Raw genomic sequence first — 10,724 nt, forward strand, 5'->3', positions numbered from 1 at the left:
AAGTACACGATTCACGACAGCGAGTGGCGCACCAGCGCGGCGGCCAGGACCGCGCGCTCGCCGCCTCGCGCCCGGTCGCCGAGTTCCGCCGGGTCCGTGGGCAGTCCCAGGTCCGTCGCCGCGGCCAATGCCTTGTCGTCGAAGTACGGGCCGACCCACGGCCAGACGTCCTGCACCTCGCGCAGGAAGATGGTCGCGCCCGTCGGTCCGATGCCGTCGAACTCCTGCAGCAGCCGGGACGCCGCCTCGACGTCCCCGTCCGCGCGCTCCGCCAACCGGCGCAGGTCGCCGTGGTAGTCGCTGCGCACCTTCTCGGCGGTCTCGCCGAGGCGGGTGGCCGTCGACTCGTCGTACCGCGTGTAGCGGCCGCGGCCGAGCGCGTCGACCCGGTCCTGCCACGACGACGCGGCCATCTTCTCCGGCGTGCGGTACCCGGCGGAGAACAGCTCCCGGGCCGCGGCGACGGCGATGTCCGCGGAGATGCGCGCGCTGAGCAGCTGGGTCAGCACCAGGAGCTCGAACAGCGGCGAGGGTGTGTCCTTCAGCGAGATGCCGGCCTCGTCGGCGTAGGTGCGGCCGTGCTCGTCCAGGAGGGTGTCCAGGGTGGTCATGTACTTCGGCTACCCGGTTCAGGCGATGCGAACGCCCCGCGGGAGCCGGCCGGCGGGAACCCGGAGCCGACGCGCGGCGGCCGCGAGCCCCAGTGCCCCGAAGACGGCGTTCATGGCGAGCCCGATGTACCAGCTGTCGCCGACCGAGGCGGTCTCGTGGGCGCGCTGCTCGGCGTACGGGGAGGCGAGGCGGCTCGGGTCGGTGGAGTACCGCGCGCCAGTGGACTCGTCCGCGCACGTGGAATCGGTGATCCACGGGCCGGTCCGCGCGTCCGACAGCGCGTCGGCTGCCGAGGACGCGAGGGTGGGCGGGCGCGTGTCGCGGTACGACCAGGCGTTCGGATTGTCGTGCGCGGCCACCACGTCGGGGATCAGGAGGAACGGGTGGGGTGCGAGCAGCCACCAGATGCGTTCGGTGTGGGCGAAGGACTGGGTGACCTCGACGTCTCGGCACGTCGGGAGCGCGTCGGCCGGCGCGGCGGGGTCGTAGACGTACTCCGCGCGGACGACGCGGTGGTCCTGCGAGACGGGCTGCAGCAGCAGGCCGAAGACGGCGGGCAGGCCCAGCAGGACCGTGAACACCGCGGCCTGCGTCAGGACTGCCGAGCCCGCGGGACGCGCGGTCAGCGCCGAGAAGCCCAGCCCCACACCGCACCAGCACAGGAACACCAGACACAGCACCACGACACCGAGCAGTCCGGGGCCGACGCCGTAGGGGGCGGACACGATGCCCCACACCAGATACGGTGACGCCACCGCGACGAGGGCCAGGCAGGACGCCCAGCCACCGAGCAGCTTGCCGACGGCGATCTGCCACGCGCTCACCGGCGTTGCCTGGACGACCGCGAGGACCGCGTCCTTGCGGTCCCCGTTGATCGACGTGGCCGTCAGGGTCGGGGCGAGCACCAGTCCGACGAACACCACGATCGCCCCGACGATGACGTAGAGGTTCTGAGCCCAGTCGGCGTAGGCGAGCGACCCGGCGCCCACCATCACGTACAGCGAGCCGAGGACCACCAGCGACACGACGGCGAAAGCCGCTGCAGCACTGACCTTCCACCGCGTGGTGCGCAATCGCTGCCGCAGATCGAGCTGCACCAGCACGAGGACGCCGGACCACCACCGCGCAGCCCGCTCCCGTCGCGCGCTCACGTACGGTCCGCCTCGAGGGCGAGGTACTCGTCTTCCAGTTCCGTGTCCACCCTGGTGAATTCGGCGATGCGGCGCCCGGCGCTCACCTGCTCGGCGAGGTGAGCGGCGGCGGATTCCTCGTCGGGGAAGTCGCGCACGTCGGCGCCCGACTCGGGACTCCCTACCTCGCGAATCCGCCACCGATGCCCGGCGCGCTGATCCCGCTCGTGGGTGCGCCCGGCGGTCACGAACACCACGTCGTCGACGGAGGCGGACAGCTCGGACAGCACGTGCGAGGAGACCAGCACCGCGCAGCCGTCGTCGGCGAGGGAGCGGAGGGTGTCCCGCAGGTCGACCCGTGAGCGGGGATCCATGCCGGAGGCGGGCTCGTCGAGCAGGAGTACCCGCGGCCGGTGGACGAGTGCGCGCGCGAAACCGAGGCGCTGTTTCTGCCCGCGCGAGAGTTCGTGGGCGGAGCGGAAGGCGAAGTCCTCGAGGTGGACGGTGCGCAGCAGGTCGGCGGCGCGGTCCCGGGCGGCCGACCGCGACAGGCCGTGCAGTCGGCCGAACGTCTCCAGGATCTCGAGGGCGGTGAGGCTGTCCCAGGTGCCGAACACGTCCGGCATCCACCCGACGCTCGACCGCAACCGGGTGGAGTCGGCGGGCTCGTCGTCGAGGGTGAGGGTGCCGGAATCGGGCGCCAGCAGGCCGGCGAGCAGGAGCAGCAGAGTGGTCTTGCCGGCGCCGTTGGGTCCGACGAGGCCGGTGATGCGGCCGGGTCGGAGTGTGACGTCGGCGTGCGTGACGGCCGGGTGCCGACCGAAGGACCGCGTCAGGGCGCGGGCGGTCAGGGACATGGGGCGGACCCTAACCGCTCGAGGTGGCGGACGGGCGTGCCCGGCTGCACACAGGTCGGCCGGATCGCCGGGATCCCGTCGATACGGCCGGGTTGTGTGCCACCACGCAGGGTCCGGAACCCCGCGACGGGGGTACGGGAACAAAGTCCACCCGGCGCCCGTTGAGCCGTACGACTGCCATTGAGCGTGGTCCACTCAAGGAGAACTTGACGGGTACGGAATCCGACAGGCAAACTTGAGCGCAGTTCGCTCAGGCAGGCAGCTTGTCGAATCACCCGAGCATCTATCAGGAGGTTTCTCACATGGCTCGTGCGGTCGGAATCGACCTCGGGACCACCAACTCGGTCGTGTCCGTCCTGGAGGGCGGCGAACCGGTCGTGGTGGCCAACTCCGAGGGTGCACGTACCACCCCGTCCATCGTCGCCTTCGCCAAGAACGGCGAGGTGCTGGTCGGCCAGTCCGCGAAGAACCAGGCCGTCACCAACGTCGACCGCACCATCCGGTCGGTCAAGCGCCACATCGGCACCGACTGGACCGTCGCCATCGACGACAAGAAGTACACCTCGCAGGAGATCTCGGCGCGCACGCTGATGAAGCTGAAGCGCGACGCGGAGGCCTACCTGGGCGAGGACATCACCGACGCCGTCATCACCGTCCCCGCGTACTTCGAGGACGCCCAGCGTCAGGCCACCAAGGAAGCCGGTCAGATCGCCGGCCTCAACGTCCTGCGCATCGTCAACGAGCCCACCGCCGCCGCACTGGCGTACGGCCTGGACAAGGGCGAGAAGGAACAGACCATCCTGGTGTTCGACCTCGGCGGCGGCACGTTCGACGTGTCCCTCCTCGAGATCGGCGACGGAGTGGTCGAGGTCCGCGCGACCTCCGGTGACAACCACCTCGGTGGTGACGACTGGGATCAGCGCATCGTCGACTGGCTCGTGGAGAAGTTCAAGAGCCAGAACGGCATCGACCTGACCAAGGACAAGATGGCGCTGCAGCGTCTGCGCGAGGCCGCGGAGAAGGCGAAGATCGAGCTGTCGTCCAGCCAGAGCACCTCGATCAACCTGCCGTACATCACCGTCGACGCGGACAAGAACCCGCTGTTCCTCGACGAGCAGCTGTCCCGCTCGGAGTTCCAGCGCATCACCTCCGACCTGCTCGACCGCACCCGCGCGCCGTTCCAGGCCGTGGTCAAGGACTCGGGCATCGCGGTCAAGGACATCGACCACGTCGTGCTCGTCGGTGGTTCCACCCGCATGCCGGCCGTGTCCGAGCTGGTCAAGGAGCTCTCGGGCGGCCGCGAGCCGAACAAGGGCGTGAACCCGGACGAGGTCGTCGCCGTCGGCGCCGCCCTGCAGGCCGGTGTGCTCAAGGGTGAGGTCAAGGACGTCCTGCTGCTCGACGTCACCCCGCTGTCCCTCGGCATCGAGACCAAGGGCGGCGTGATGACCAAGCTCATCGAGCGCAACACCACCATTCCGACCAAGCGCTCGGAGACCTTCACCACGGCGGACGACAACCAGCCGTCGGTGCAGATCCAGGTGTTCCAGGGTGAGCGCGAGATCGCCTCGCACAACAAGCTCCTCGGCTCGTTCGAGCTGACGGAGCTGCCCCCGGCCCCGCGTGGCGTGCCGCAGATCGAGGTCACCTTCGACATCGACGCCAACGGCATCGTCCACGTGACCGCCAAGGACAAGGGCACCGGCAAGGAGAACACGATCAAGATCCAGGAGGGCTCCGGCCTCTCCAAGGAGGAGATCGATCGGATGGTGAAGGACGCCGAGGCGCACGCCGAGGAGGACCGGACCCGTCGCGAGGAGGCCGAGACCCGCAACCAGGCCGAGTCGCTCGTCTACCAGACGGAGAAGTTCGTCAAGGACAACGAGGACAAGGTTCCGGCGGAGACCAAGGAGAAGGTCGAGGCGGCCATCACCGAGGCGCGCACGGCTCTGTCCGGCACCGACCTCGCGGCCATCAAGGCCGCCGTGGAGAAGCTGAGCACCGAGTCGCAGGCTCTGGGTCAGGCGCTCTACGAGTCCGCCGCGGCGGACGGTGCGGCAGGTGCGGAGGGTGCTCCGACCGACGGTCGTGAGGACGTCGTCGACGCCGAGGTCGTCGACGAGCCGAACGACGCCGACAAGAAGTGAGTGGAGAGAAGATGGGTGCGGACGACACCGACCAGGTGAACGACCCCGCCGTCGATCCCGCCGCCGAGGAGACCTTCGCGGGTCCCTCGGCGGGGGAGCCCTCCGCGGCGGACGAGGGTGCCGCCGACACTGCTGCCGACGCCCCGGCTGCCGAGCAGGAACCGGAGAAGGACGAGCTCGCCGAGCGCACTGCGGATCTGCAGCGGCTGTCGGCCGAGTTCGCCAACTACCGGCGTCGGGTCGCCCGGGACAAGCAGACCGACATCGAGAACGCCAAGGCGTCCGTGTTGTCGGAACTGTTGCCGGTGCTCGACGATCTCGATCGCGCACGTCAGCACGGTGACCTCGAGTCGGGACCGCTGAAGTCGGTGGCGGACAAGCTCGAAGGCGTGTTCACGGCTCAGGGCGTCTCGTCCTTCGGCGCCGAGGGCGACGCGTTCGATCCCGCGGTCCACGAGGCCGTTCAGCACGAGGGCGACGGCAGCAACCCGGTGATCGGCAGCGTGTTCCGCAAGGGATACACGGCCGGGGAGCGAGTGCTGCGGACGGCCATGGTGGCCGTCGTGGACGGCCCGACCGGCACCGAATCGGCCACCGACGGCCCGGATTCGGCCTAGGTTCACGACGAGCCGCATGATCGACACGAGAGGAGGAGACGACCGGTGAGCCAGCGGGAGTGGATCGAGAAGGACTTCTACAAGGAGCTGGGCGTCTCCTCCTCCGCGTCGCAGGACGAGATCAAGAAGGCGTACCGCAAGCTGGCGCGGGACAACCATCCGGATTCCAATCCGGGCAACGCGACCGCCGAGGCCAAGTTCAAGGCCGTCAGCGAGGCCAACGCGGTGCTGTCGGACCCGGCCAAGCGCAAGGAGTACGACGAGGCCCGATCCCTGTTCGCCAGTGGCGGTTTCGGCCGGGGCGGGTTCTCGCCGGGCGGCGGGACCAACTTCGGCGGCGGATCGGCGGGCGGTTTCGACGTCGGTGACCTGTTCGGCGGCGGCGCCGGGGGAGCCGATCTCGGCGACATCTTCGGCGGCCTGTTCAACCGCGGCGGCCAGACGCGCACGTCGTCGGCGTCGCGGCCCCGCAAGGGCAGCGATCTGACCGCCGACGTCACCCTGAGTTTCCGCGATGCGGCGACGGGCACGTCGGTACCGCTGTCGATCACCAGCCCGTCGTCGTGCACGACGTGCCACGGCAGCGGAGCGAAACCGGGTACCAGCCCGCGGGTCTGCCCGCGGTGCAACGGATCCGGTGTCGTCAGCCGCAACCAGGGCGCATTCGGCTTCAGTGAGCCGTGCGACGACTGCCGCGGGACCGGCTCGATCATCGACGACCCGTGTGGCGACTGCCGGGGAACCGGCGTGCAGAACCGCACCCGCTCGGTCACGGTGCGGGTTCCGGCCGGTGTGGCGGACGGCCAGCGGGTTCGCGTGGCCGGCCGCGGCGAGGCCGGTCTCCGGGGCGCGGCGGCCGGCGATCTCCTGGTCACCGTGCACGTGACGCCGGACCGCGTGTTCGGCCGCAGCGGAGACGATCTGACGTTGGTGATCCCGGTGTCCTACAGCGAGTTGGTGCTCGGCACCACCCTGTCGGTCCCGACGCTCGACGCTCGGGTGGGGCTCAAGGTGCCGCCCGGAACCGCGGACGGCCGGACCTTCCGGGTGAAGGGCCGCGGGATCGCGAAGAAGACGACCACCGGTGACCTGCTGGTCACGGTGAAGGTGGCGGTGCCGTCCGACCTGGACGATGCTGCCCGAGAAGCATTGGAGCAGTACGCCGAGGCCGAGCGCGCGGGTGGATTCGATCCCCGTGCGGGCTGGCCCGGCGCCTGACCGCGGGCAGGGCCCGGAGCGCGTACCGAGAGACGAGAGGGGCGAGGGTGATGGCGAACGACGCGAGCGAGAGCCGCGCTGCTCGGGGGGCGCGCGCCGGTGGCAACCCGGCCGATGCGGCTGCAGACCCCGACGCCCGCATCTTCGTCATCTCGGTCGCCGCGGAACTGGCCGGGATGCACGCACAGACGCTGCGTACGTACGACCGGCTCGGTCTGGTGACACCGCACCGCACCACCGGCGGCGGGCGTCGATACTCGCCGCGTGACGTGGCGCTGTTGCGCGAGGTGCAGCGCCTCTCGCAGGACGAGGGGGTCAACCTCGCCGGGATCAAGCGCATCATCGAGCTGACCAACCAGGTCGAGGCGTTGCAGTCACGGATCAGCGAGATGGCGGCCGAGTTGGCGCAACTGCACGCGGGCATGCGTCGGGATCTCGTTCCCGTGCAACGAAGCAACGCGCTCGTCGTGTGGCAGCCGCGTCAACGCAAGCAGCAGTGACACCGAGCAGCGTGAACGCTCAGCCCCGTCGGATGTTCTCCGGCGGGGTTCCCGTCGTTTCGAGCGCGCGCACCGTGAACGACGCCATCGCGGGCGATCCGCACACCAGGACCCGTTGGTCGAGGTAGGGGCCCCGCCGTGCGGCGGCTTCTCCCACCCGGCCCGGGAGGAGGCGATCCGGGCCGTACGTGGCGTCGGGCATCGCCAGCAGGCGGTTCTGCTCCGCGGCGTCGAACCACGGATCCCGGTGGGGCGGGTCCGCGGGCCGTTCGGTCACGGGAAGCACCGTCAGCCAGGGATATTCGCGGGCCATGAGCCACACCATGTCCGCGGCGTAGAGGTCGCGCGGCGAGCGGCCGCCCATGAAGAGACGGACCCGCGGCGGCGTGCGGCGACGCGCGACGTCCCGCAGGATCGCCAGCATCGGAGCCAATCCCGTTCCCCCGGCGATCATCACGACGTCGTCGTCGGACGGGTCGATCCGCAGGTCGCCGGCGGGGGAGGCGAGAGTCCACACGTCGCCCTCGCGCGTGTCCTCCACGATGGTGCCGCTGACCCAACCGCCGGGGACGGCGCGCACGTGGAATTCGTACTTGCCGTCGCGGGACGGCGGCATCGCGGGTGAGTACCGCCGGGCACCGCGAGGTGCAGCGGGCACCGTGACGGCGAGCGACTGTCCCGGCTCGAAGGGGACGAGGTCCCCCACGAGGCGGACCACCACCAGATCCTCACGGAGCCGGTAGGTCTGGACCACCTGCGCGGTCGCCGCCCCCGGGATGTCGACGGGGGGCACCATCAGACGGTGGCCTGGCCGATCTCCCGATTGGAGACCAGCTGGGTCGGAGCGGTGTCCTCGCCGGTGCGGTCGAGAGCGGCGAGGAACGAGCGGGCCCACCGATCGACGTCGTGCGCGAGGACCTGCCGACGCATCGCCCGCATGTGCCGGCGGCCGTCCTCCGCGTCCTGCTCGATGGCGGCCATCATGGCGTCGGCCACGTTGTCCAGATCGTGCGGGTTGCACTGGTAGGCCTGGCGCAGTTCCGCTGCGGCGCCGGTGAACTCGCTCAGCACCAGCGCTCCGCCGAGGTCGCTGCGGCAGGCGACGTACTCCTTGGCCACCAGGTTCATGCCGTCCCGGATCGGCGTCACCAGCATCACGTCGGCGGCGACGTAGTAGGCGATGAGTTCCTCGCGAGGGATCGGCCGGTGGAGATAGTGCACCACGGGGTGTCCGACGCGGCCGAACTCGCCGTTGATGCGGCCGACCTTGCTCTCGATCTCCCCGCGCATGTGCCGGTAGCTCTCCACCCGCTCACGGCTGGGGGTGGCCACCTGGATCATGACGACGTCCTCGGGATCGACCTTCTCGGAGAGCAGCAGTTCGTGGAACGCGCCCAGCCGGACGTCGATGCCCTTGGTGTAGTCGAGGCGGTCGACGCCGAGCATGATGACCTTCGGATCGCCCAGTTCGGTGCGGATCTCGCGGGCGCGGTCGCGAATCGACTTGCGCTTGCTCTTCTCGTCCATCTCCCCGGAGTCGATGGAGATGGGGAAGGCGCCGACGCGGACGGTGCGGAACCCCACCTGGACCACGCCGAGCTTGGACCGGACGCCGATGTTGCCGCGGGAGGTCGGTTGGCCGGCGAGGCGACGGGAGAGATAGAGGAAGTTCTGCGCGCCGCCGGGGAGGTGGAAGCCGATGAGGTCGGCGCCGAGCAGTCCCTCGACGATCTCGGTGCGCCACGGCATCTGCATGAACAGCTCGACCGGCGGGAACGGGATGTGCAGGAAGAAGCCGATGGTGAGGTCGGGGCGGAGCATGCGCAGCATCTTCGGCACGAGCTGCAGCTGGTAGTCCTGGATCCAGACGGTGGCGTTCTGGGCGGCGGCCGTGCTGGTGGCCTCGGCGAAGCGACGATTGACCTCGACGTACGCCTCCCACCAGGTGCGGTCGTACACCGGCCGCACGATCACGTCGTGATAGAGCGGCCAGAGCGTCGCGTTGGAGAATCCCTCGTAGTAGTCGGCGACCTCGCGCTCGGACAGCGGGACGGGAACCAGTTCGAGGCCGTCGTCCTCGAACGGCTCGACCTCGACGTCGGGCACCCCGGGCCAGCCGACCCACGCGCCGTTGTTGCTGCGCAGGATCGGCTCGAGCGCGGTGACCAGCCCGCCGGGGCTGCGCTTCCACCGCCGGGACCCGTCCGGTGCGGTGTCGAGATCGACCGGCAAGCGGTTGGCGACGACGACGAAATCCGAACCTTCTGCGGTCACTGCTGTCCTTCGTGGTGCCTCGTGTCCCGGCGTGCTGCTGTCGGACCCGGTGTACCCCGACGGGCCCGGATCACCCCGCGCCGGTCAGACGGCCTTGGCGGCGGGCGCGATACCGAGCATGGAGAGCAACATGATGCACTCGTCGGCGTCGGTGGCGTAGGCCGCGACGACGCGCTGCGCCTGGCTCGCGGTCTCGTCCGCGACGGGTTCGATGTCCTCGTCGACGATGTCGGTGTCGGGGGTGCTGGCGGCCATGGTGCGATTCTCCCGGGTGTGGTGCGGTGTGGTGGTCTCACGTGCATTCGGTGGTGGGCCGCGTGAGAGGCGACACGTCCGCACGCACTCTAGGAGAACTCGCCCGGTGCTCGCAAAAATCCCGTGCTCGTGCGCAGCACGAGGGGGCGACACGAGGTGAGGACGCGGCGGACCGCCCGGTAGCGTCGTGCATCGCCACAGCTTCACCGGTTGCCACGGCGTCACGAGTCGCCACGGACGAGGAAGGACCCCCGATGCCCCCTGCATCAGTCAACGAGGTGGTGACCGTCAACGGGATTCCGCTGAACCACACCGTGACGGGATCGGGCCCGTTGGTGGTCATGGTCATGGGGACGGGCAGTCCCGGGCGGGTGTGGGCGCTCCACCAGGTGCCCGCCATCGTGGCCGCGGGGTACCGGGTGTGCACCTTCGACAACCGCGGCATCGCTCCGAGCCACGAGTCCGTCGAGGGGATGCAGATCTCCGACCTCGTGGCCGACACCGCCGGTCTGATCGAGCACGTGCGTACCGACGCCGGCGAGAAGGCCGTCGTGGTGGGCACGTCCATGGGGGCGAGGGTGGCGCAGGAGCTCGCGCTCGCCCGGCCCGATCTGGTCTCGCGCGCGGTGTTCTCCGCCGGGCACGCGCGTCTCGATGCGTTCCAGCAGGTGCTGGGCGAGGGTGAGCGGCAGCTGGCCGACAGCGGCATCGCATTGCCGCCGAAGTACGCCGCGGCGGTGACGGCCGTGATGAACCTGTCGCCGGCGTCGCTGCGCGACGAGTCCGCGGCGCGCGACTGGCTGGACCTCTTCGAGTTCTCGGTCCAGCCGCTCACGGCAGGGCAGCGGGCGCAGCTGTCGATGGACGAGACGTTCGACCGTCGTCGGGACTACGCGCGCATCACGGTTCCGTGCCTGTCGATCGGGTTCGCGGACGACCGGATGATCCCGGCGTACCTCTCGCGTGAGGTGGCGGACGTGATTCCGGGTGCGACGTACGTCGAGATCCCCGACGCGGGTCACTACGGCTACCTGGAGAAGCCGGACGAGTTCAACCGCGCGATCCTGGACTTCCTCCGGGGGTAGTGCCGCCGACCGACGGCTCGGCTTAGGTT

General features: G+C 70.0%; 11 protein-coding genes. 5 read left to right on the forward strand and 6 right to left on the reverse strand.

Annotated elements, in window-relative coordinates; all coding sequences use genetic code 11:
• Positions 1-11: 11 nt before the first annotated feature.
• The 3 genes from HQ603_RS00050 to HQ603_RS00060 are packed head-to-tail and all read right to left on the reverse strand — an operon-like array spanning position 12 to position 2,599.
• Positions 12-611 carry an endonuclease gene (locus tag HQ603_RS00050; protein ID WP_222682391.1) on the reverse strand — a complete coding sequence of 200 codons (600 nt, stop codon included), beginning with the start codon at positions 609-611 and terminating at the stop codon, positions 12-14.
• Positions 612-629: 18 nt separating this feature from the next.
• On the reverse strand, positions 630-1,763 hold the full coding sequence (locus tag HQ603_RS00055; protein WP_222682392.1) for an ABC transporter permease: 1,134 nt from the start codon (positions 1,761-1,763) through the stop codon (positions 630-632).
• The gene (locus tag HQ603_RS00060) at positions 1,760-2,599 is read right to left on the reverse strand and encodes an ABC transporter ATP-binding protein (RefSeq protein ID WP_222682393.1); all 840 of its coding nucleotides are present in this window, start codon (positions 2,597-2,599) and stop codon (positions 1,760-1,762) included. Before HQ603_RS00060 ends, HQ603_RS00055 begins: the two co-directional genes overlap by 4 nt.
• 302 nt (positions 2,600-2,901) lie before the next feature.
• Between HQ603_RS00060 and dnaK the strand changes: the two genes are divergently transcribed.
• The 4 genes from dnaK to HQ603_RS00080 are packed head-to-tail and all read left to right on the forward strand — an operon-like array spanning position 2,902 to position 7,081.
• A complete protein-coding gene (gene dnaK / locus HQ603_RS00065; protein WP_068151744.1) occupies positions 2,902-4,746 on the forward strand; it encodes a molecular chaperone DnaK in 1,845 nt (614 codons plus the stop codon).
• An 11-nt stretch (positions 4,747-4,757) separates the two neighbouring features.
• Positions 4,758-5,363, forward strand: a complete 606-nt coding sequence (grpE, locus tag HQ603_RS00070; protein ID WP_222682394.1) for a nucleotide exchange factor GrpE — start codon at positions 4,758-4,760, stop codon at positions 5,361-5,363.
• 45 nt (positions 5,364-5,408) lie between these two features.
• Complete coding sequence (gene dnaJ / locus HQ603_RS00075) at positions 5,409-6,581, forward strand: molecular chaperone DnaJ (RefSeq protein WP_068151745.1); 1,173 nt, start codon at positions 5,409-5,411, stop codon at positions 6,579-6,581.
• Positions 6,582-6,631: 50 nt separating this feature from the next.
• Positions 6,632-7,081 carry a heat shock protein transcriptional repressor HspR gene (locus HQ603_RS00080; RefSeq protein WP_222682395.1) on the forward strand — a complete coding sequence of 150 codons (450 nt, stop codon included), beginning with the start codon at positions 6,632-6,634 and terminating at the stop codon, positions 7,079-7,081.
• Positions 7,082-7,100: 19 nt separating this feature from the next.
• Here the strand turns inward: HQ603_RS00080 and HQ603_RS00085 are convergent, their stop codons facing one another.
• The 3 genes from HQ603_RS00085 to HQ603_RS00095 form a co-directional block, all read right to left on the reverse strand.
• On the reverse strand, positions 7,101-7,877 hold the full coding sequence (locus HQ603_RS00085) for an FAD-binding oxidoreductase (protein WP_222682396.1): 777 nt from the start codon (positions 7,875-7,877) through the stop codon (positions 7,101-7,103).
• A complete protein-coding gene (locus HQ603_RS00090) occupies positions 7,877-9,355 on the reverse strand; it encodes an alpha,alpha-trehalose-phosphate synthase (UDP-forming) (RefSeq protein ID WP_068151753.1) in 1,479 nt (492 codons plus the stop codon). The genes HQ603_RS00085 and HQ603_RS00090 overlap by 1 nt, the downstream gene beginning before the upstream one ends.
• An 84-nt stretch (positions 9,356-9,439) precedes the next feature.
• Positions 9,440-9,610: a hypothetical protein gene (locus HQ603_RS00095; RefSeq protein ID WP_169818408.1), complete on the reverse strand. Its 171-nt coding sequence runs from the start codon at positions 9,608-9,610 to the stop codon at positions 9,440-9,442.
• A gap of 254 nt (positions 9,611-9,864) precedes the next feature.
• Between HQ603_RS00095 and HQ603_RS00100 the strand changes: the two genes are divergently transcribed.
• Entirely contained in the window at positions 9,865-10,695 is an 831-nt protein-coding gene (locus HQ603_RS00100) for an alpha/beta fold hydrolase (RefSeq protein WP_068151755.1), read from the forward strand.
• Positions 10,696-10,724 lie beyond the last annotated feature (29 nt).

Origin of the sequence: Rhodococcoides corynebacterioides, from assembly GCF_019834675.1 — a bacterium.
Classification (GTDB): domain Bacteria; phylum Actinomycetota; class Actinomycetes; order Mycobacteriales; family Mycobacteriaceae; genus Rhodococcoides; species Rhodococcoides corynebacterioides_A.

What these genes read in the sequence shown, in the direction of transcription:
- HQ603_RS00050 (WP_222682391.1), bottom strand. Translation starts at nt 611, where the DNA reads ATGACCACCCTGGACACCCTCCTGGACGAGCACGGCCGCACCTACGCC.
- HQ603_RS00060 (WP_222682393.1), bottom strand. Translation starts at nt 2,599, where the DNA reads ATGTCCCTGACCGCCCGCGCCCTGACGCGGTCCTTCGGTCGGCACCCG.
- dnaK (WP_068151744.1), top strand. Translation starts at nt 2,902, where the DNA reads ATGGCTCGTGCGGTCGGAATCGACCTCGGGACCACCAACTCGGTCGTG.
- grpE (WP_222682394.1), top strand. Translation starts at nt 4,758, where the DNA reads ATGGGTGCGGACGACACCGACCAGGTGAACGACCCCGCCGTCGATCCC.
- HQ603_RS00080 (WP_222682395.1), top strand. Translation starts at nt 6,632, where the DNA reads ATGGCGAACGACGCGAGCGAGAGCCGCGCTGCTCGGGGGGCGCGCGCC.
- HQ603_RS00085 (WP_222682396.1), bottom strand. Translation starts at nt 7,877, where the DNA reads ATGGTGCCCCCCGTCGACATCCCGGGGGCGGCGACCGCGCAGGTGGTC.
- HQ603_RS00095 (WP_169818408.1), bottom strand. Translation starts at nt 9,610, where the DNA reads ATGGCCGCCAGCACCCCCGACACCGACATCGTCGACGAGGACATCGAA.
- HQ603_RS00100 (WP_068151755.1), top strand. Translation starts at nt 9,865, where the DNA reads ATGCCCCCTGCATCAGTCAACGAGGTGGTGACCGTCAACGGGATTCCG.